Below are 20252 nucleotides of genomic sequence, written 5' to 3' on the forward strand. Positions count from 1 at the left end.
TTTAAATAAATTTATAAAAATCATTATCACGTTAAGTATCTTAAAAATCCTCTCAAATATAAAACCGTATATGAAGATTGATTAGAATTACTTTGAAATGCAATAGTATCGCCAGCTTTTACATCAAATACATCTGTCAAACCAGCAGCGTGTAATCCTCCTGTACCTTGATTGCTCCTGTTCATAACCGCATTATTCTTAGTAAGCTCAATATTACACCAACCTGCTGGAACGTTGGTTGTATAGCTAGTAACGACACTAATTATTCCATCTTTCAACACTTTGATTTTGTTTGCTGATAACTCAAAAAATTCATTATTAGTGATGACCTTTTGAGAAATTGGAATGACCTTAACCCCTGTACCACTAACTGATACTGTATTAGGGGCAGAAAAGGCTATTACTTTTTCAGAAATAACAGTTTGTCCAGCGATTTTCGGAGGATTCATAAAATCTTTTGTTCCTGCTATTTCTTGATCTCCAGTTTGAGTCACCGCTTGCCCTTTAATAGCATCTGCAACATTTTTAGGGCTCATATATTTGGTCGTTGATGTTCCAGCAGATGCTTCGCTATCAGTAGCAAATCCATAATTTTTAACATTTCCCAATCCAACTTGACTTGCGGTCACTTTATGTGGATTGTCTTGACTTTCCGTATGCTCCTTTAGTTGTTCCTCTCTTACAAAGCCACTTTTTGCTAATACATCTTGTGCATTAATACTAATTTCTAATTGAATAGCTGAATAGTCAACATCCAAATTAGCAGTTGTCACTCCATTTGATGGATCTGTATAGCTAATTAGATAGATAAGACCATCGCTAGTAATGAAATTTTTATCAGTTACTTGGACTGATAAATCTTTGTATTCGCCAGCATTTTCTTGAATTTGAGTAGTCCACGAGTCAGTTGACTCAATATAAGTGGAAACTTTAATTGTTTTGTTGTTAGGCGAAGTTGCTTTAACACGTTCACTAATAGTAAAAGCGACAAAGCTATCTTTTAATAAAACCACCGCTTCTTCTTGACTTAATCCTTCAAAATTTTGAGGAATTAATTTTTTGGCAGCTTCTAAAGCATTGAACACTCCTAACTGTTGTGGTATAACTCCGTTTTGCGTCGAACCACTACTTACTCCAGAATCATCACGACTTACTAATTTGTTGTAATCAGATTGAGAAATCTCATTCCATGTATCTTTTGGTTTTTTTAGTACTTTAGCTGTTACATCGGTAAAATATTGATTTGCATTTGTTGCCGTATTACCCGCTGTTTTTCCAGTGAAATCCATAGGTATTTTTACGTTTGTTGTTCCAGAAAGTAACGATACACCTTCAGATTTTGTCATGCGGTCATTAAAGTCAACCTGTAAGCGAGTAGCTAATGTTGATTGTGTTACTCCTTGGGTATCTGTTCTCGCCTGTACGATTTCGGGGTTACTGTCACCAGCTTCTCCAACAAGTTTTTCAAAGTCATTACGCAAAGCATCAAATTCTTGTTTATTGTTGTTTGCTGTAGATACTGCTTGATTTGAAGTATTAATAGCAGTTTGAGAATTAGTTAAAGCTTGGTTTGCTGTTTCATTCGCTTGATTCCCTGCTTGTTCTGCAATTTGTACGGCTTCTTTTCCGGCGTCGTCAGCAATTTTTTTGGCATCATTAATTCCTTCTGTCAACTGACTTTGATAATCATTTATTTTTTCAACAGCAGTATTAGATTGATCCAAAATTGCATTAATTTTAATTCGACCTTGATTCAGCGTGTCGGTTTCTTTAATTTGCTCGATAGCCATTTTCTCACTCCTACTCTGCATTAATGTATTCAATTGTAGCTTTTTGTAAAATACGATTTCCTATTTTGATGAATGGCGAACTATTATCAATCAGCTCTGCAAAATAATCATCTAACGTTTTACCTGATTCATCATTAATTATAAATTCTTCTTGTTTGCTAATTAGTTTTACTGTTAATCTCATTTAAAATTGTCCTCCTAGTTGTGATTGTATAAAAACACGACAAATAACTTGCGCTTCGATTCGTGCAAGTTTGTTAGGTATTATCTTGATTGTATGATTACCTCTAGAGATTTTACCTCCACTAGTTTTCCTAAGATAATTAACAATGTTTAATCTTTGTTGGCTAGTATCGTGTACTGGAATGGTGGTACCATCTACAACTATATCAACACTAGTTGCGCTACTTGGTGCCTCATAAATCCCCCATTCTAATGGATGGCTATGATCAGGTAAAGTAATTTGGTGTGTATGTGCTGGTATTCTTACTTGGTGGCTATGGCTAGGAACCGATATGCTGTGTGTATGGTTTGGTATGCTAACGACATGAGAATGTGCGGGTATATCAATATTGAATCTATGTGAGTGACTAGGCACATTGACTGTATGCGTATGATTATCTGCAGCACTTGCTGTTCTGAACGTTCCGCCACGTGCTTCCGTATATATTTCTCCACCGCCACCGGCTCTTAATGTTATTTTAGGAAGGGTTTGAGGTGGCCCTTGAATTACATTAAACATTAAATGGTCATGACTGCCATTAGCACTACTTGTCTGTGCACTTCCTCCATCAGTGTTTGTAGATCCCCCTTGATAAGATCCTCCTCCTGATCCAGAAGTTGTAGAACCTCCTCCGCCAGCTGAACTTGAAACGACACTTCCGCCACCAGCAGAGCTCGTTTGTGTTGAAGCTCCACCAGCTGACGTACTTTTTACTGTAGCTCCTCCGCCTTTTACGGCTTTTGTATAACCACGATAGCGCTTAGTTTTAAAAGTCAGTTCCACAGTATTTACATGAAATACATCATCATCTAAGAAGAATTCAATTTCTGCTGGGTATGCCTTTTCACAGTTATCTTGATAACTATAGTTCAAAATATTCGTTGCGCCTTGCGAATACGTCTCATTTATTTCCTGTTTACGTTTCAAATCAGACATTGTCGTAGTAAAATCGTCAGATAAATTACCAAGCTCTAGCTGAATATCTTGTGGTGCGCCGAATACATCCTGTTTTGTCTCTTTTTTAATACGCAAATTTATACTTCCAAAGTCATCTGTGTTAATCATAATTACAGTTCCTTGTCTTAACTTATCAATGCTTAAAGGTTCATCTGTTAATTTCAATAAGTCAGCCGCAGTCACATCCCAAGAAATTTTAGGTTGCGCCCATTTTTTTAACATGTTGATTGCATTGTCTTTTAAAGCTTGTGGAACTGTGAATCGTTGGTCGACCCAAACATATTCAACTAAACCATGTTCTTTTATAGACTTTGCATCTTCTACATAAGGAATATTTTTATTTACCGATTTAATATTTATCTGATTGACGCCTTCACCAGCACCTAAAGGATAAACTCGATTAACTAAATTGTTAGGATCTCTTTCAATCTCAAAGCCTTGCATGTTATATCCTTCTTGAATACGAGCAATAGGTTCTTTTGGTGGCTTCACTAAAGATAATTCGAATGGATAAACTTTGGTATTCCATTGCCACATATAGTCTTCATCAAATGCTTGAGGAATACTAAACAAAGCATCAGCGAGACCATTTTCATTTTCCCATGCATAACTAAAATATCGAGTGAATTCACATTTTTTTAAAACCCAGTGTTTTGTCCTTTGTTTATTCAAAAGATAGTTAATAACATCAACCGTTTTTCGATTCACTAGTTCATGATAACCAAAAAGAACCGTGTCTAGCAAAGTACACAGGGCTTCATTTGCCGTATACGTAATTGAATTGTTACTAGCATCTTTGCGAACCGTTGAAGGCATAACACGGTATAACCCTATATATTCATTCTCATTATCTGTTAGTTCAACCCATAACATTTCTTGCAAAAATTCATTTTTAGGATCATCCAACGGCATTGAAAATTCAAGATTCCCTATTTGGTTTTCAATTTTTTCATAACTGACTTGATAGGCATTGTCCAAAACTGCCGTATATTCCCTTTTTAAATCCATTGCCATCAACATATTTTAGCAACACCTCCTATAAAAAACGATTTGGATATCGAATAGTTAGATTAAAAGTACTATCTTTCGCTTGGATGTATAGTGGCTCATTTGGATAAATATAAAAATCGTTCATAGGACGAATCATTGGCTTCCCATTTTTCGTAATATTAAACTGTTCTGTATCGATTACTATTTCTGACTTATCAAAATCACCAATATCAATAGTATCGCTTCTAGTTTTTATCCACACGCCTCTACCAGTACCTTCTATAGTAATAATCGGTTTTACTTTTAACCCTTCGACAGTTGGATATATTTCAATTGGTTTCACTTCTTGACCGTTATCTCCCATTAAATAGGAACGATTTTGAAAAGTAATCATGGTAGAACCCCAATAAGCCCCACCTTCGATAACAATAGGTAAGTCAACTGCACCTGAGCCTGTATTCCCCATTAAGTAATTTGCTTGAAATGTAATGGTTGGCGAACCCCACATAACACTAGTAGCATCGCTTCGAGTATATTTATATGGATTGTTCAACAAAATTGTAAATGTACCAACGACTCGATTCAATCCCTCAGGAACTGCATCAATGTCTGATTTACTACCCGACCAAAGCATTTCTGGTTCATCATTAAACCAAATCTGTACATCTTTTTCTGTAAACAAGGCAACGTTTAGTCTATTAAAAGAATCCCTAAACGCTTCGTTAGAGTTAGCCTCAACTTTGAATTTAACTGTTAATTCTCTTTCCGGAATACGAGCATAAACATGTCGCATTCCATCACGAATTCCCAACTGGTAGCTTTGTATCTCAGTAGGAGCTAACTCTCTTCCAACAACAGATAATGTTCTATAACCTGGAACTAAATCTTCTAAAAAGGAACCATTAAAATTCATGGCTTCCGAAGGCAAAGAGGCTTTTGTTTGTTGTTCATTTACATCAATAAAGTTGTATAACATTTAGCGCCTCCTTCCTAAAGAAACATTCTTTTTATCTTGTTGATTCTGCAATTCTTTACTCATTGGTTTAGCAATAACCCTTGCAACCTCTGAACTATCGAAAATAACAGGTACCTCTACAGTGAATTTTGAAGATACATCTCCGGCAAATGCTAAGCTTTGTGATCCTCCACTAAATGACAGATTTGAATTTAAATTATCCAGCGCTGGCATGGCTACCTTTTTACTTAGTCGTTGCATAGATTTTTCTACAAAGTTTGAATATTTATCAATACCAACCGCTACTCCTGCTGGAATCATTTTACCTACTTCATCACGCATTACACGTGAGGGAGAATGAATATCCATAGCACTTTTCATTGTACTTACAATTTGATCTGCCACACCTCTTGCTGCAGCTAAAGCACTATTAGCATTAGCATTAATGCCATTAGTCAATCCATCAATTGCATTTGCACCAATAGAATTCATTTCTGATGGCAATTTATCCATTGCAGAAATTATTTTATCAACAATCGCCTCCACAGCTCTTACTGGATTCATTGCGTTTTGTTCGATACCGTTTGATAATCCAGAATCAACATCTTCGCCAATTGAGTGAAATACACGAGAAGGAGAGTGAGAATCTAAACCTTTTCTGGCACCAGAAACAATATCATCAATCATTTGATTAGATGTTTTTACAGGAACTCCTTTGCCGTCGTCAACACCTTTTTCTAAGCCTTGAGGAATGGACTTACCTATACCTCTAAAATCAGCTTTTTGAACTTCGCCTTTCATGTCTTCCCCGACTTTAGGAACAATTCCCTTGGTCATTTCTTCGACTGCTGTACGCCCGTTTTCAATACCTGCTTTAAAATCATCAGTTACACTTAGGCCCACGCTGTTAAAGTCTGTATTCTTAATTTGAGTCATCAAAGTTTCTTTTTGAGTTGGTATAAGAGCTTGAATTTCCTCGTTCAAACCATTTTTGCCTAATTGATAACCTTCTTTCATTGCATTCATAGAAGTTTCACCAGTGTTACGATAGACATCATTTAAGCGTTGTAATTGTTCGTCTGATGCATTAACAAGCTCTGCTGCTTGTGCTGCACCCTCTGGCCCCATTTTTCTTAGTTGTTCCAATAACCCTTGGTCAACATGTCGTTCTGCAAGTGTTGAAATATTTTGTCCCCACTGTGCGACAGCTTCTTGATTTTTCTGTAAGTTAGCAGCCATCTGATCAACCGAAATAGCTTGCTTTTGTTCAATAACATCAAAGGCACTCCCTACTTTTTCTTCAAGTGATGAATATTCTGAACGCATTGCATCCATTGTTTCTTTCGTCTTACCACTTAAAGCATTGTATGAAACTGTTTGATTTAACACACCATTTTCCACAGCTTGGCTTGCACGCTGCATTGATTGTTCATGGGCATTAGCTGTATTTATAATTTCATTCGTTAATTCCTGTTGAACGCCCTTTAACACTTGCTCTTGCTCGCCCAACTTTTCAATATTTTCACGAGCTTCTTTTGTATTCCCGCCAGATTCTTTTAATGTCTGATTCCATTTTTCTCTAGCGGCATTGATTTCCATCAGCTTCGCTTCATTATCATTTCGTTCTTTTAACATTTGATTAATGTTTTCTTGAGCTTGAGAAGCTTCATCTAAAGCATTATAGGCATCAACTTGTTGTTGAATTGTTCCAGGCATTTCAGATAAAATATTTTTTTGATCGTCATAAACTAAGTTTAAACCTGTCATTTTACCGTTCAATTCCTCAACAATTTCCACCATACGTTTTTTCTCGCTGTTGCTTAATTTTTCTTTAGCAGAGAGCATTTCCATTTCAGAAATCATAGATTGGAATTTTTCTTTAGTATTATCCAATTCAATAGCTTCATCTTTTCGTGATTGTGCATGTTCTTGATTCTTTTTAATCAAATCATCTGTGGTTTTCATAAGGCTTTCTTGTTCTTTTTTTACTGCCTTAGTTGATTCAGTTTCCTTATTTAACCATTTCCACAAGTTTACCCCTACAGCTACTAGTCCTCCTATTGCGGCTGTTACCCAACCAATAGGGCCCAATAACAATTTCATAGCGGTACTAAAAACAGTTGTAGCTACTGTAGCTAAACTAATTGTTCCCGTCAAAACACCAACGATTGTATTTTGCGCCACTAAAAGACCAGTTTTTATTGCTATTGCTGCAGAATTGGCTTTATCGGCTGCTAAGTTTAACATCCATGCTCTTCCGAGTGCTGTGGTAGACAACGTTGCCAGTTTTGATATTCCATTGTATAAACTTATTGCGGTTGTATAAGCTTTGATTGCCAATTCAGATTGTTTTATATAACCTGTCACTTGCTGAATTACTTTCAATGCTGTAAAAGTGGCAGCAAAACTGGCAATTGTTGGTAGTAATGGTGTTAAGGCTGTACCTATCGACGTAATAGCTTTTCCGAATAGTTTCATCAACGGAATAGTTGATTGAATCGCTGCATCAATTGCCTTAAAAGTTATATTAACTACATTTTTTAAAGAGTCTAAGTTTTCGGCAATATTTTTTCCTGTCACTGCTTTGGATAATTCATCAAATGATTTAATAACTGTAGTCACACCTTTAACGGTGGCTGTTTTAATATTTGCCCATGAGGTTTTGATACCTTTTGAGTTTTTCTTGGCTAAATCCGCAAAACCACCTACGCCTTTGTCCAACTCAATCAAACGATTATTGAACTCATTAAATGTAATATCTCCTTCTTTTAAGGCATCATATAATTGGTTAACTGAGTTTACACCTTGTTCTTTGAAAGACTTAGCAACTTTATCCATAGCTATTGGCATTGTTTCTTGTAAAGTTCGCCAAGATTGCATATCAACTTCACCCTTACCAAGCATTTGAATATATTGTTGCATACCACGAGTTGCATCAGCAGTTGAAGCTCCAGAAGCAAGAAAGGCATCATTTAATGCAATAGCTGTGTCAGTACCTTTACTCAAGCTACCAGTTGAAATTGATAGTTGTTGCGTACTAGCTACAATTTCATCGAGGGATGTAGGTAATCCATCAATCCCATCAGATAGTTTATTCATGGACCGATCAACATCTTCTGTTGAGTAACCTAGAGCCTTCATAACTACAGGATACTTATTCAACGTATCAAAACGGTTAATCGCTCCTTCAACAGAGTCCTTAACCATATTTACGGCCGTAGATACTAATTTTACAGCGCCCACGCCTGCCCCAATGCTAAGAATTGACTTACCCAATTGATTCCCTTTAGTGGTGCTTTTATCCAATCCATCACCTAGTTCGCCAGATTGCTTATTTACACCAGCCATAGAGCGTTCAGCGCTACTCATTGTGCTACTAAACGTTCTATCAGTAGCAGTAAGTATTGCTTCGACTGAATATGATTCCATCATTTTCCTCCTTTCCTACTTATTTGCTTTTCTTAATAAATCAATTGCCCCTATATCAATCTTTTCATCAATTAATGACTTACCCAAAATTAACTTTTCTTGTTCTTCATAATTAAAAAACTTATTGAATTCCTTGAAATAAGGTTCAGATTTTTTACCTTTAGTCGCCTTAATTTGGTTATTTAGCCAAGCTTGGAGATAGAGGTCTCTTTCATGGTCAAGTCTTTTTAACTGGAACGCCAATAGCCTAACTTCATATTCATACAAAGTCATTCGTTCAATTTCTGATAAATCAGTAATTTCTAGGTAACGAAAACAATTAATAAGAATATTTTCATAAGCTTCAGCTGAGCTTAGTTCCTCTCTTACTTGTTCTCCATCAGAGCTTTCTTGAAATTTCTGACCGTTAACTTTCCCGCATTGCTTTCTTCTAAGTATTTCAACGTTTCATCAAATAACGCCTCAATATCATCAACAGTTTCAACAAACTCATCCACTTCATCCTTAGAAGGTCTACTTTTTTCTGTAATAGTAGCTGTGTAAAGTACATCAGATAGAACAACGATATTTCCACTTACTAGCTGCGGTAATAATGTTGTTAGTCCCATCCCAAGATTCACATCATTACGCACTACCCCATGCTGCTTATCCAATTCACGAATAAACTTGACTCCAAAAATACAGTTATATTTTTTCCCTTTAATTTCGATTTGCATGTCTTTTCCTCCATAAGAAAAGGACAGCCGCTAAGCTGCCCTCTAAATTTTATTTTAAGCTTGATTATTCAATGTTAAGGTGTGTTGAGCTGTTTTTTTACCATCCTCTGTTGTTCCTGTTGTGGTATAAACACCAGCTGGTACCGATTCTGTCCAAGTAATATTTCCTGTTTCAGAGACAGCAAGACCTTCTGTTACAGGTGAAATATCATAGGTTACTTTTTTGGTGGTTGCATTTTCAGGCAAGACAGTTGCTGTGATTTGTCGGCTACCTGCAGTACCAGCATCTGCTGTGGACGTTTTAGGAGAAAAATCTAAGCCAGTTACAGCAATAGACAATGTTTTAAAAGCTGGAATATCTACTCGCTCTGATTCTTTTCCATTAACAACACGAGTTACTTGATATTCACCAGCCGACACTGATGTGTTAGGTTCCATTCCTGTGATAGTTAAAGGTGATGTGCCAGAAACAACTTCGGTTTGGCCTTTATAAATCTTAAAAGTATCCACCATTATAATTTTCCTTTCTTAACTTAATTCAGTAGATGCCCCATCGAATGTAGGAGTTACACTTTCCACAGAAGGGCTATCTACTTTTTCTGGATCATCTTTCTCAATAGTCGTATCTTTGAATACATATTGAACTACTTCTTCTTGATCAGCAGTTAATGTTGCAAATCCTTTTGCGCCTTTACCATTGATACCAAATTCTAATGAAACCTCTACGGTATCTTCAGCATTAGGTGATTTACCAAATGATGTTACGTATCCTTGGTAGTAGGTTGCCTTGTATTTGTCAACATTATCTCCTGTGCCTTTTTCTGCTTTGTTGATTTCCCAGATTTCAATAATATCGTCATTGTCTAAAGCTTCTTCTAGCTGGTCAACATATGGATCACCGACTGATAAAATAGATGTTGCCGAAAAATCAATTTCCAATGATCCTGGGATACGAATCGGACCATCTTTAGTGGCCACGGAGTCACTATCTTTTGTTTTTGTATTTTCATGTTCTGTCTGGAAAGCTAATTTCCATGCTGCTTCCTCTTTTGATTTTTTTAACAAACGGAAAAGTAAAATAATATCAATACCTTTAGCCGCTACTTTTGCTTCATTAGCCATTTATATTCCTTCTCTCTATAGTATTTTGAATTCTAAAGATATCATTGCCCGCTTCAATGGTGTGTTAGTCGAAATGTCATCTACTAACCGAATACCGCTTGATTGGATATTTAGCGACCAATAATAACCTTCCGTTTCAGAAATAGATAGAGCCTCAGCAAAAATTGCTGAAGCCATATCCGATATTTGTTTACGTTTTTTTGCCAATCCCCATACAGATAGATTCAATGTAACCGAACCTTTAATATCAGTTTTGTTGGCTTGGTGCAGTGTCTGAGTATCTTCTAATTCGACAAATGGATAACCTACATCATTCATAGGTTTATAATCGTAAATTTCATAACCCAGTGATTGACACTTCTTATACACTTCATCGAAGATTGATTGATCTCTTGTTTTAATCATTTCATCAACCTTTCCAAGTCCGTTCTAAATTTCACTTTTTGTTGTTTCAGCGGTGGTAAAAAGAAATCACGTTTCACCATGAATCTTGTTCCGTGTATTAAGTATGGTGCGTATTCTGTTCCTGGTCCTGTATGCCCAGAAAAACCATTGTTCGAAAGCCTCATAACGATACTTCTTTTTGTTGCCCCAGTTGGTTTAACAAACTTTTTACCTTCCCGATGTCCAGTTAACACCTTTCCTGCTTCAGCTTGCATATTGGCGGTTAATTCTGCTGTGTTATTTCTAACAACTTTTTTCACATCATCAAGTTGAGCATTTCTCTTTAGTTTTTTAGAAATTCCAGCTAATCCATTAATTCTTACTTGACTTATTGCCATCAATAATCACTTCCTGAATAATCAAGCTATTTCTTAATGCAGGAACTCTACTTGTAATAACTTCCCAAGCTTTACCCTCAAACTCAATGTAATCAAATTCTGGAATAACAAAAAGGGGCTGTGTCCTAATGACTTTAGCCCCTTCTTTAATGCTTCCGAAAATAGTAATAGAACGATCTGTACCAATATCAGTTACATTGACATCAGTAGTTTTTCTAAACGGTTCTTCTTCAATCCATTCCCCTGAGTTTGGATCATAATGCGATTCTGAAGATTTTTTTACAAAGGTAATTTCATCTGTATATCTCATACGAATCGGGCCTTTCCACGAAGTTTTTTATATTGCACTTCTTTTTCTTCATTCAAATAATCGTTAATTTGTTTTTCATATTCAGAGAAATCAGAATCAGGAAAGGCCATTGTTAAACCTTCTTGAGAATATGAAATCATACCCTCTTGACCAATCCGGTTAAATCTTTTTAAAACGACCTCGTATATAATCGAATCAAATTTGCTTGGCGTTTCCGATACATTTAACAAACTATTGAGACGTTCTCTAGTTCGTCGCTCAATCACTTCTAACTTTTCATTAGCTGGACTATTTAACAGTTTTGTTATGTCATCTGTAATGCTAGGCATTTAAACACCACCTAACTTAATACAATTGAGGCCCCGTCAGTTGTTGGTATTACACTTTCAACTTTCGGGGCTTCTATTTTTTTGAATCAGGTAAGACAGTAGCTTGGAATACATTGTCAGCTTCTGGGAAACTTGGTAGAGCTGTTCCTGATGCTTTAGTCCATGTTCCAACTGGGTCTAAATTAGATTCGTATACCATTGCGAAAATATTGCCTACTGTGTAGTTATTTGATCCATTTGATAACAAACGAGATTCTTCTGGTGTTACACCGAAAATAGACTCTCCTGGGTTTTCATCCCCAAACATGACTAGCTTGTTTTCTGGGAAATAACGTTCTTTTACTAGTACACCTTCAGCGTTTTCTTTATTATATTTTGCATCATATGTCACAATTGTCGGTAAATTAAATTGTTGTAACATTTGGTTTAACGAGCCAATATTTGGTAACAAACCAGAAGTTTTAAAGAATGCCTTGATTCCGTCGTTTTTCAAGATTGCGTTACGTACTTTAGTAGATGTCAAAATGCGTGTTGGCATTACATCCAACTTGCTTGCCCATTCTGTTAATAACCCAATGATGTCTGTATCAGGAGCAGAAAAATCAGCAGTATCTTTATGATCTGCTGGCACGCCATAATCAACTACTAAATCTAACCCATTTTCATCTAACGTTACTTTACCATTTGCTAGAACTTCCATACGCATTTTTTCAACACGAGCGTTAACGGAAGATACCATTGAGTAAACATCATTATATACTTCTTGTTCTAAATAACGCTGTTCTTCAGCCGTACGAGGATTACGCAAAGCAATTAAATCTTTTTCTTTTAATTGAATCTTACGTTTGATGAACGCTAGCTCTTGAGCTGTCTTTGATCCAACACGTGAAGCAATCTCAGCTTCTGTATCGAATGCATGAACGCTTGCAATTGTTGGGATTTTAGATCCCGCTTTTAAAACATCAAACTCTAACCCCTGTACCTTACGTGCTGGAAACAATGTTTCTCCTAATAAAACTGGTGCTTGACGATTATTTACATAATCTAATACATTTTTCTGTGAAAATAATTCTGCAATATTTGCCATTTGAAATCCTCCTAATTATTAATTAAGCAGTTGGAACTGCTAGCATTTTACCGTTTGCATCATAAAATTTAAGTTCACGCATTGCTTTTTGAGCTTCCGATGATGGCTCAGCTGGTAATCGTTTAATAAGAACATGCCCTTCAACAATTACTCCTACCGGTTGTGGTCCATTCGACACATCAACATCGTTAATTGTAATACCTTCTGCTGTAGCATCATTTTTAGGGAACACTGACCCTGCGGGTAATACTCCTTTTACTACCCCTTCAGTTGTTTCATCAACTTGCTTTGTAAATGAAATAAATTTTTCGCTCTTTAAAAAATTAATATCTTGATATGTTTGAGTTTTCTTTACATAAACCATTCAAAATTCCTCCTAATTTGTCGCCCAAAGATTATTTTCAGGCGCTTTATTTTGATTATTTGCTTGTTTAGCCATTTGTGCACCACGAGATAAGCTAGCATCAGCATTTCCATCAAGTGGGAGTTTAGAACCAATTCGTTTCTCAAAATCTGCTTTAATCGTTTCACGTTCAGTTTCGATAAGTTTTACAACAGCTTTAACATTTTCAGATGTCTCCTCTGCTGTTTCCTTTACTACTAACGAAAGTAATCCCTCAGTCGCTTGAATACCTTTATCAGAAAACATTTTAGTAGCAGTCTTAGACATTTCAGCTAAGTTTTGCGCACTTTCCAGCTCTTTGATTTTTTCAAGTAACTTCTGCTTTTCATGATCATTTTTCTCCTGATCATTCATTTTGGCTAATTTATCAGCTTCTTCTTGTTTCTCTTGAAGCTCTTTTTCCCAAGCTTCTTTTGTTTTTGATACTTCAGCAGCAATCATTTTTGCTACTTCATCACGAGAAAACGTTTTTCCATTACCTTTATCTTTGCCGCCATCTCCTGGCGGTGTTTGCTCTTGACCTCCGGCCGGTTGGTCCGTACCCCCAGTGCCAGTATCTAGATTATCAGCAAAGAATTGTAAATGCATTGGCAATAATAGTTTTTTTGTTTTCATGATTATCCTCCACGGTTACGCCGCTACCCGATATATTTGATAAGTTACGCCTATCAATCGAAACAGCTTTCTCTTTAATGCCTGCAAGCAGTAAGAAGGCAATATAAAAAGTCTAACGTTTGTTAGACTCTACTCAATAATCTCATAAGTTTTTTCAAATATGTCCGGCTTGCACGGATAAAGTTCGCCATTAACGCCTTTTATGATGTAATCACCAGGAATTGCATAAATTGGTCCTTCAATAGTATGGATAGTTAATTTTTCAGGAACATCAAAAAATTCAATTTTTTTATCAACATAGATTGCTCTCTCCAGCCACTTAGGTCTTTCACTGAAATTGCGATCCTTCCCATAAAAACCTAAAAAAATTACAGTTTCAATCACTACTGGTTTCTTTCGTGCTTTCATTTACTTCTTCCTTTCTTAAATATTCTTCATAATCAGCATCTAGGTAATCGTATGGATCGTCGTTCATAGAATCACGCCTTTCTGTCATGTTTTCAAAGTGATTCCTCAACTTCTTTTCTTAATTCAGAAATTAATCTGTTTAGCTTTTCCGTCAATTTACCTTTCTTTTTTGTGCCAAAGTTTGTTTTTCTTTGTTCATGCATTAATAACTTAATTTCGGTATTCATATACATAATTGTCGCTTTATACCCACAGTTGGCACATTCAGCATAATGGTGTTCAATATCCTTCGTGATATTTTCAGATTTTCTAACTAACGGAGTGTATTTATGACATTGATTGCATTTATATAGATTATCCATTTACAAACATCTTTCTTTCAGCGACTTATCATAATCCTCACTAACTTTAGGGACAGTAGAGCATTTACAATGAGGATGCATATAAGGAGCATTAATACCTTTTTTCATCTTTAATACTCTATAAGGGCTTCCTTTAGCCACTTTTTTACATATTTCACAGGCAAACGGTTCTGCAATGTAATCATATTCTTCGATATCTGCATCCAAGTAACTTTGCTTTTGAATATCTGTTTGAATACCAGATATTTCAGTCATCATTAGCCTATTTAGCTTGTATCTTATATTTAATTGGTTAGGCTTTAAAAATTTAGCTATCTCTTTTGCTACGGCTCTTGGATTTTTACCTTGAGTGATTGCCTGAGTGATTATTTTTTCTAAATCAGCTTTCATTTCAACAAAATTTTGCCAAATGTTATCACTAAACGAAGGGAAGTCACTTGATTTGAATGAGGCATTAACAATTTTTCTAACCTTAGACGAATAATTTTCTTGAACGGTTTCGCCTAGTATTCCCGCCTGTCTTAAATATTCCTCTTTTGCCGCTTCAGTTAACTGAGAATATCCCCACTTATCTAGCTCATCAAACAACGTGATTAATTCTAAACCAATCTGAGACTTTAATAGCTCTAATCTAGACACTCGCATTACTAAGTTATAGATTTTCAATTCTTTATTGGCTTGCGGGCTAAAGTCCTTATTTTTTACATATTCCTTCGCTTTTCTCTCAAAGCGTTTTACGTCCATCTTATTAGCCATTTTTCTTGCTTCGCTAATCGTAATCTTTTGACCATTGGAAAATCTATCCCAGTTAGCTTCAATTTCAGTTTGAATCGCATCAATAGCATTTTGAAGCTGTTTAACAATTTCTTTTTCTCTATTACGATCTAGCTTCATCTGCTCTTTGATCCAAGCATCTTCACGATCTTTCAAATAGGACATCTAAATCAGTCCTCCTCTGTTTCCGACTGATTCGCCAAAAACTCTGCCTGTTTTTCTTTAAGCTTCGCTGCTTCTTCATCGGATAATGTATCTGGCTGATTTTCCTTTTTCAACCTATTTAGTTCTGTTTGAACAGGAACACCAGTCAATTTAGCCGCCATTTCGCAAAGTGTTTCGTCTGAAACAATTCCAACCATTCCGGCAATAACTTCCATAATTTCTTTATCCGATTGAGGAACGTTTGGTGTAAATAATATCTCTATAGCATTCACCTTTTCAAAAAGCAGCTCTTTATCATTATCTCTAGATACAAAAAAAGACTTAACTTTCTCAGCAAGCCCTGTTGGTTTATTTAAGTTATCTTTCAATGACCAAGAATAAGTTAATAATCTTAGTCTTCTCATGATTGCTTTTTTGACCATTCTTTCTTTGTTCTTTCTATCATTGTCACTTCCCCAACCTTTAAATCTAAATCCAATACCAGACTGATTACTACCAATGTTTTCGTCAGTAAAATCAATTAAAGAAGTGAAGCGCAACATGTCAGAAACCAAACGGTCATTATATGCCTCTGTTCCTTGTGTATCATACTCTTTTTTCAAATAGTATGCATCAGGATCGCTACCTGTTTGACCATCACCATAATATTTCTTATCCCCTAATATTAACAATCTAGCTTTTATCATGTCGTTTAAAACGTCTACTGCAGAATTACCTTCTTCATCACCTATAGCAGTTTCGGGGTTTCCTTTAATAACTAAATAAGCTTCAGATGAATCTTGTTGGAAATTAGCCATTGAAGATTGTGATAAATCATATGCATCTATATTATCTAAAACTGTTTCAAAGTCTCCTAAACGCTCTTCATTGTTAATCCATTCATTTACTTGAATAGAATCAAAGAAAGTTTGATATTTATCAATTAATTTAGATTGTTCATAGTCTTGATTTTTTGATTCATGTTGATAAAAATAGCCATCATTGGCATAAATATCGATATAACTAAATGTTTCATCGTTAAACTCCAGATCATAACAGTGAATAGCACATACAGAATTCTTGTTTGTCGTTGTATCATAAATAACGAACGTCTCTTCTGCACTGAATTTAGCTAACATTTCTTTACCGTATTCATCTCTACCAATATATTCAAACGCTCTTCCATAAACGAGTAAGTCGTCTAACATTAACTGATTATGATAATCTTCATTTGATTTGCTAGAAAAATCATTAATTTTGTCAGCTATAGTTTTATCGCCATTGTACTTCAAAGGATTACCTAATAACACGCCTTTTTTAAAATTGACAATAAATCTAGCCCAATCATTTGCAATCTTGTTGTCTGCTCGATTTTCACTTTTATCTTCAGTAAACTTAATATTATTTTGCGCTAAAGAATAACGCTTTAATTCTTTAAGGCGAGGAACTTGTTTTTCTTTATGGTGTCGAACAAATTTTACAATCATATTAAAAACATCTTGATGCTCAAAATCTACGACTTCTTCTTTTTCTCCGTTCGAATATTGCATTATTCGAGTAGGCAGTTTGCTTACTGGCACTTTATAAACTAGATTTGCTTCTTTATCAAATCTAGAACCGTTCAATAATTTATTATTCACTCTATCACCTACTTAATCCTAATTTTTTGAACGTATTAATAGCTTTTTTAACGTTTATAGGTTCTGGTCTAAATGGCTCGTAAAACGCTAACGTTAACGCATCAGCAATATCTGGACTGCCAACATTACGCTTTTTCATATCTTCTTTACTTTCTAAACGGATTTTTCCATTGCTAGTCATTTTAAATTTACGTGTGCTCAATTCTTTGATTAGATTTGCATTATCAGGAAGTTCTATCGTCGGCCCTTGACCATTAATCGAATTGGAAATGTTTTGTTCTAACAGTTCTTTAACATCTCCCCATATTTGTGTTCCTTTATTTGCATAATAATCGTCTGTAGAAGATTCTCCATTATTTACCGGAATTACTTCATAGGGAAGTTTTTCATCGCTAATTACTTCTTTAAGTCTATCAGTAACACCTCCACCAACACCTGTATCATCTACTTTGATGAACACTTTTTTTATTGTAGGATAGTCATCCATCATCCTTTTCGCCGCTTTTAAAACTCGACCAGTGGTCTGCATGGTATCTTGCTTACTATATTTTTCAAATGGCAATGCTTTAGCTCCGATTCTAGGAAATACTATCGTTGAATCATCACCAAAACGAGCCACATCGACACCTATGTGTCCTTCTCTAACATGTTTTAATTCTGAATCAGAAATATTAATATCTTTGGCAAACTCAACAATTTCAAGGCTGATAAATGAATCAAGTGCGCCTTTGGGAAATTCACCATAAATACGAACACGAGCTACATCGCTATTCTCACCATACTTATCGATGAGCATTTGAATATTTTCTTTGTTAGTACGTTTGCTATCGTAACTAGAAACTTTGTGCGTTCTATACTTGTCTCTATCTGTATTATGCGAATCATAAAAAACCCCTTCAATATTGTTGGGGTTCCCACACATTAGTAATTTATTGTCAAATCCTGAAAGAGTACCTAATATTGCTTCCATAATGGGATCAGCAACACCTGATGCTTCATCAACCACTATTAACATATGGTCTTCGTGAAATCCTTGCATATTTTCTGGTTTAGTTGCTGTTCGAGCTGTAGCAAACCATCGTTCTGAATCGCCAACCATATAAATTTTCGTCTTGGTCCATTTAAGTAAGTCTTTAATCAAGCTGTTATTCAGCCACTTAGCCACTTCTGCCCATAGAACATCGTATAATTGTTTCATCGTCGGAGCAGTTGCTATTACTTTTGCATATGGCCGGCATGTTAGAAACCAAAGAATAGCACCAGCCTCCAACGCCGTTTTTCCAACACCCTGCCCTGATCTAACTGAGACTTTTGGGAATTTAGCCAAATCATCCAAGACCTTATCCTGCCATTCATCTGGATCAAGATGCAAAATATCCTGACAAAAAGCAACTGGTTTATCGTAGTAGTAATCAATTGCTGCACCAATATCGGCAAACGGAATAAACTCTTTATTCATTTTCTTCCACCGCCCGCTTATTTGCTGCATTTATAACTGCTTGTTTCCAAGAGTCAGCTTCATCGTTAGATGATCCGCCACTTAATTTGTCTGTCTCAAGCTTTATCTTCTCAATTTGAGCCTCCATTAAAAGAGATTTTTTATCTGTCGACAATAATTCTTTTTGTTGCTTAATCGCCTTTATTAATTGATTGCTAACGCGAGTCAACGCATCTTCAATAGCCAGGATGTCATCTAACTTTCTAAATGTTTTACGAGTGACTTGTACATCTTTTAAAACTTCTCTCTTAACAGTAACCATTTTCCCATCAATTACCGATGGCTCTTTAACTTTGCGAAGCTGCTGCAAACGTTCAACTTCTTCATCATTTAAGCCAGCCTCTGCATCTTTTATGCGTTTAAGCATTCTATATTGGCGAATTTTCAGGATTCTTATTTCTTCATCCAAAATAAAAAAAGGATCATCATTCATAGTAGAATAGATGTCCTTTTCTTCGTCAGATAACATATCGGCAAATATTGTTTCGTATTCGCCAGTTTTAACAGCATTCTTATTTCTTTTTGGTGGCGAGGCTCGACTATTACCTTTATTGCCTATAGCATTTTGATTACCTTTAGGTGCACCCCTATTTGTAGGTTGCACCTCTTTGGTTGCACCCCCTCTTTCCCATTTATCACGTTTTCTCCATGACTTCAATGTGTTGAGAGGTACAGAAAGCTTTTCGGAAATATCCTTGTATTTCCAACCTTTTTCATAATATTTCTTTGCTTGTTCCTTTTTATCCATCTGACATATAACACCACCTCACAATACTTGTTGAATTGAGTTTTGTTTTACGGAAAAACTTTGACAGAAATATCAACCATTCCTAGTTTTCCTAGTGTAATCTCAATATCTTTGAATATCTTTGCTGGAGAATACAAAGAATTTACTATTATGACTTTCATCACTTCACTATTTCTATCTTCATACCTATTTCCTGATGTTACCGAAACGATTTGTACAGTGTCTCTATATTTTTCAAATAAATAGCCTTCAAGTTCATCAATAACATTGATATTTCCTTCATTTTTGTAATATATTTTTGCACGAATCCTTTCAATATTTCCAGTATTTATTTTTTTCTTTTCTATTATGTTACTATCTTCGTACATGCTTAATCGTTTATCCATATCAAGAAGTAGTCCCAGAATCCTTGAATCATTGTCTGTTTCACCCTTCAAATCATCTTCGAGAGCCTTTCTGCGAATTACTCTCGTAACTGGATTATCAGCCGTAGAGTCTTCACTAATTTTAGGAATCTTTTTATCCAACTCTTCTATTAAGGCTCCAGTTCCTTCGATAGTATCCTCGAAAAATATTGTTCTATCATTTATTAAATCAAATGGAAGTTCTGTTCCACTCTCGCAAATCATTATAGTAGGTTTCCCAAAAGAATGAGCTACTGCCGTTTCATACATTACATTAGCGTTCCACCCAGATAAGTTAGATATAACTAAATCAGCTCCAATTATATTTGTGAATACTTGATCTCCAATCGAACCCATAGAATGTATTTCATGGGCTATTATTAACTCGTAATCATATTTTTCCAACACTTTATTTAATACATTTTCTACTATAGCTTTTAGCTTCTTAAATTCATTAGAATTCTTTTCTCCAATTGGCGTTATAAAAAAACATTTTTTTAAATTCGTTTCTTTGATTTCACCCTTATCGGAATTAGCTTTCTTTTCATTCTTTTCTTTTGCCATAT

General features: G+C 35.5%; 23 protein-coding genes. All 23 read right to left on the minus strand.

Annotated elements, in window-relative coordinates; translation table 11 throughout:
• Positions 1-26: 26 nt before the first annotated feature.
• Positions 27-1790: a hypothetical protein gene (locus PYW42_RS09335; RefSeq protein WP_002389099.1), complete on the minus strand. Its 1764-nt coding sequence runs from the start codon at positions 1788-1790 to the stop codon at positions 27-29.
• Between the two features lie 10 nt (positions 1791-1800).
• Entirely contained in the window at positions 1801-1974 is a 174-nt protein-coding gene (locus PYW42_RS09340; RefSeq protein WP_002369077.1) for a hypothetical protein, read from the minus strand.
• Positions 1975-3990, minus strand: coding sequence for a phage tail protein (locus tag PYW42_RS09345; protein ID WP_002389090.1), 2016 nt, complete (start codon positions 3988-3990; stop codon positions 1975-1977).
• A 16-nt stretch (positions 3991-4006) separates the two neighbouring features.
• Positions 4007-4936 carry a distal tail protein Dit gene (locus tag PYW42_RS09350; RefSeq protein WP_002389194.1) on the minus strand — a complete coding sequence of 310 codons (930 nt, stop codon included), beginning with the start codon at positions 4934-4936 and terminating at the stop codon, positions 4007-4009.
• Positions 4937-8344: a tape measure protein gene (locus PYW42_RS09355; protein WP_010816144.1), complete on the minus strand. Its 3408-nt coding sequence runs from the start codon at positions 8342-8344 to the stop codon at positions 4937-4939.
• A 15-nt stretch (positions 8345-8359) separates the two neighbouring features.
• Positions 8360-8617 carry a hypothetical protein gene (locus PYW42_RS09360; RefSeq protein WP_002406573.1) on the minus strand — a complete coding sequence of 86 codons (258 nt, stop codon included), beginning with the start codon at positions 8615-8617 and terminating at the stop codon, positions 8360-8362.
• Positions 8618-8709: 92 nt separating this feature from the next.
• Positions 8710-9060 carry a tail assembly chaperone gene (locus tag PYW42_RS09365; protein ID WP_002389328.1) on the minus strand — a complete coding sequence of 117 codons (351 nt, stop codon included), beginning with the start codon at positions 9058-9060 and terminating at the stop codon, positions 8710-8712.
• A gap of 54 nt (positions 9061-9114) precedes the next feature.
• Complete coding sequence (locus tag PYW42_RS09370; protein WP_002389144.1) at positions 9115-9573, minus strand: hypothetical protein; 459 nt, start codon at positions 9571-9573, stop codon at positions 9115-9117.
• A 15-nt stretch (positions 9574-9588) separates the two neighbouring features.
• Positions 9589-10182: a phage major tail protein, TP901-1 family gene (locus PYW42_RS09375; RefSeq protein ID WP_002389268.1), complete on the minus strand. Its 594-nt coding sequence runs from the start codon at positions 10180-10182 to the stop codon at positions 9589-9591.
• A gap of 15 nt (positions 10183-10197) precedes the next feature.
• Complete coding sequence (locus PYW42_RS09380) at positions 10198-10587, minus strand: hypothetical protein (protein ID WP_002406570.1); 390 nt, start codon at positions 10585-10587, stop codon at positions 10198-10200.
• Complete coding sequence (locus PYW42_RS09385) at positions 10584-10964, minus strand: HK97-gp10 family putative phage morphogenesis protein (protein ID WP_002389229.1); 381 nt, start codon at positions 10962-10964, stop codon at positions 10584-10586. Before PYW42_RS09385 ends, PYW42_RS09380 begins: the two co-directional genes overlap by 4 nt.
• The gene (locus PYW42_RS09390) at positions 10939-11274 is read right to left on the minus strand and encodes a hypothetical protein (RefSeq protein ID WP_002388983.1); all 336 of its coding nucleotides are present in this window, start codon (positions 11272-11274) and stop codon (positions 10939-10941) included. The genes PYW42_RS09385 and PYW42_RS09390 overlap by 26 nt, the downstream gene beginning before the upstream one ends.
• A complete protein-coding gene (locus PYW42_RS09395) occupies positions 11271-11603 on the minus strand; it encodes a phage head-tail connector protein (protein WP_002406569.1) in 333 nt (110 codons plus the stop codon). The genes PYW42_RS09390 and PYW42_RS09395 overlap by 4 nt, the downstream gene beginning before the upstream one ends.
• A 73-nt stretch (positions 11604-11676) precedes the next feature.
• On the minus strand, positions 11677-12690 hold the full coding sequence (locus PYW42_RS09400; RefSeq protein WP_010816145.1) for a major capsid protein: 1014 nt from the start codon (positions 12688-12690) through the stop codon (positions 11677-11679).
• A 22-nt stretch (positions 12691-12712) separates the two neighbouring features.
• A complete protein-coding gene (locus PYW42_RS09405; protein WP_002389211.1) occupies positions 12713-13054 on the minus strand; it encodes a hypothetical protein in 342 nt (113 codons plus the stop codon).
• A 12-nt stretch (positions 13055-13066) separates the two neighbouring features.
• Positions 13067-13708, minus strand: coding sequence for a DUF4355 domain-containing protein (locus PYW42_RS09410; protein WP_002389050.1), 642 nt, complete (start codon positions 13706-13708; stop codon positions 13067-13069).
• 129 nt (positions 13709-13837) lie between these two features.
• Complete coding sequence (locus tag PYW42_RS09415) at positions 13838-14116, minus strand: hypothetical protein (RefSeq protein ID WP_002389065.1); 279 nt, start codon at positions 14114-14116, stop codon at positions 13838-13840.
• A gap of 92 nt (positions 14117-14208) precedes the next feature.
• Complete coding sequence (locus PYW42_RS09420; protein WP_002406568.1) at positions 14209-14478, minus strand: hypothetical protein; 270 nt, start codon at positions 14476-14478, stop codon at positions 14209-14211.
• Complete coding sequence (locus PYW42_RS09425) at positions 14479-15417, minus strand: minor capsid protein (RefSeq protein WP_002406567.1); 939 nt, start codon at positions 15415-15417, stop codon at positions 14479-14481.
• A gap of 5 nt (positions 15418-15422) precedes the next feature.
• Positions 15423-17036, minus strand: a complete 1614-nt coding sequence (locus PYW42_RS09430; protein ID WP_002389154.1) for a phage portal protein — start codon at positions 17034-17036, stop codon at positions 15423-15425.
• A 4-nt stretch (positions 17037-17040) separates the two neighbouring features.
• The gene (locus PYW42_RS09435; RefSeq protein ID WP_002389107.1) at positions 17041-18495 is read right to left on the minus strand and encodes a DEAD/DEAH box helicase family protein; all 1455 of its coding nucleotides are present in this window, start codon (positions 18493-18495) and stop codon (positions 17041-17043) included.
• Complete coding sequence (gene terS, locus PYW42_RS09440; protein WP_002389091.1) at positions 18488-19282, minus strand: phage terminase small subunit; 795 nt, start codon at positions 19280-19282, stop codon at positions 18488-18490. Before terS ends, PYW42_RS09435 begins: the two co-directional genes overlap by 8 nt.
• 47 nt (positions 19283-19329) lie before the next feature.
• Positions 19330-20250 carry a hypothetical protein gene (locus PYW42_RS09445; protein WP_002389113.1) on the minus strand — a complete coding sequence of 307 codons (921 nt, stop codon included), beginning with the start codon at positions 20248-20250 and terminating at the stop codon, positions 19330-19332.
• Positions 20251-20252 lie beyond the last annotated feature (2 nt).

Source organism: Enterococcus faecalis (assembly GCF_029024925.1).
GTDB lineage: Bacteria > Bacillota > Bacilli > Lactobacillales > Enterococcaceae > Enterococcus > Enterococcus faecalis.

Excerpts from the sequence above, each read along its gene's own strand:
- PYW42_RS09335 (WP_002389099.1), bottom strand. The coding sequence starts at position 1,790 with ATGGCTATCGAGCAAATTAAAGAAACCGACACGCTGAATCAAGGTCGA.
- PYW42_RS09340 (WP_002369077.1), bottom strand. The coding sequence starts at position 1,974 with ATGAGATTAACAGTAAAACTAATTAGCAAACAAGAAGAATTTATAATT.
- PYW42_RS09345 (WP_002389090.1), bottom strand. The coding sequence starts at position 3,990 with ATGTTGATGGCAATGGATTTAAAAAGGGAATATACGGCAGTTTTGGAC.
- PYW42_RS09350 (WP_002389194.1), bottom strand. The coding sequence starts at position 4,936 with ATGTTATACAACTTTATTGATGTAAATGAACAACAAACAAAAGCCTCT.
- PYW42_RS09355 (WP_010816144.1), bottom strand. The coding sequence starts at position 8,344 with ATGGAATCATATTCAGTCGAAGCAATACTTACTGCTACTGATAGAACG.
- PYW42_RS09360 (WP_002406573.1), bottom strand. The coding sequence starts at position 8,617 with ATGACTTTGTATGAATATGAAGTTAGGCTATTGGCGTTCCAGTTAAAA.
- PYW42_RS09365 (WP_002389328.1), bottom strand. The coding sequence starts at position 9,060 with ATGCAAATCGAAATTAAAGGGAAAAAATATAACTGTATTTTTGGAGTC.
- PYW42_RS09370 (WP_002389144.1), bottom strand. The coding sequence starts at position 9,573 with ATGGTGGATACTTTTAAGATTTATAAAGGCCAAACCGAAGTTGTTTCT.
- PYW42_RS09375 (WP_002389268.1), bottom strand. The coding sequence starts at position 10,182 with ATGGCTAATGAAGCAAAAGTAGCGGCTAAAGGTATTGATATTATTTTA.
- PYW42_RS09380 (WP_002406570.1), bottom strand. The coding sequence starts at position 10,587 with ATGATTAAAACAAGAGATCAATCAATCTTCGATGAAGTGTATAAGAAG.
- PYW42_RS09385 (WP_002389229.1), bottom strand. The coding sequence starts at position 10,964 with ATGGCAATAAGTCAAGTAAGAATTAATGGATTAGCTGGAATTTCTAAA.
- PYW42_RS09390 (WP_002388983.1), bottom strand. The coding sequence starts at position 11,274 with ATGAGATATACAGATGAAATTACCTTTGTAAAAAAATCTTCAGAATCG.
- PYW42_RS09395 (WP_002406569.1), bottom strand. The coding sequence starts at position 11,603 with ATGCCTAGCATTACAGATGACATAACAAAACTGTTAAATAGTCCAGCT.
- PYW42_RS09400 (WP_010816145.1), bottom strand. The coding sequence starts at position 12,690 with ATGGCAAATATTGCAGAATTATTTTCACAGAAAAATGTATTAGATTAT.
- PYW42_RS09405 (WP_002389211.1), bottom strand. The coding sequence starts at position 13,054 with ATGGTTTATGTAAAGAAAACTCAAACATATCAAGATATTAATTTTTTA.
- PYW42_RS09410 (WP_002389050.1), bottom strand. The coding sequence starts at position 13,708 with ATGAAAACAAAAAAACTATTATTGCCAATGCATTTACAATTCTTTGCT.
- PYW42_RS09415 (WP_002389065.1), bottom strand. The coding sequence starts at position 14,116 with ATGAAAGCACGAAAGAAACCAGTAGTGATTGAAACTGTAATTTTTTTA.
- PYW42_RS09420 (WP_002406568.1), bottom strand. The coding sequence starts at position 14,478 with ATGGATAATCTATATAAATGCAATCAATGTCATAAATACACTCCGTTA.
- PYW42_RS09425 (WP_002406567.1), bottom strand. The coding sequence starts at position 15,417 with ATGTCCTATTTGAAAGATCGTGAAGATGCTTGGATCAAAGAGCAGATG.
- PYW42_RS09435 (WP_002389107.1), bottom strand. The coding sequence starts at position 18,495 with ATGAATAAAGAGTTTATTCCGTTTGCCGATATTGGTGCAGCAATTGAT.
- terS (WP_002389091.1), bottom strand. The coding sequence starts at position 19,282 with ATGGATAAAAAGGAACAAGCAAAGAAATATTATGAAAAAGGTTGGAAA.
- PYW42_RS09445 (WP_002389113.1), bottom strand. The coding sequence starts at position 20,250 with ATGGCAAAAGAAAAGAATGAAAAGAAAGCTAATTCCGATAAGGGTGAA.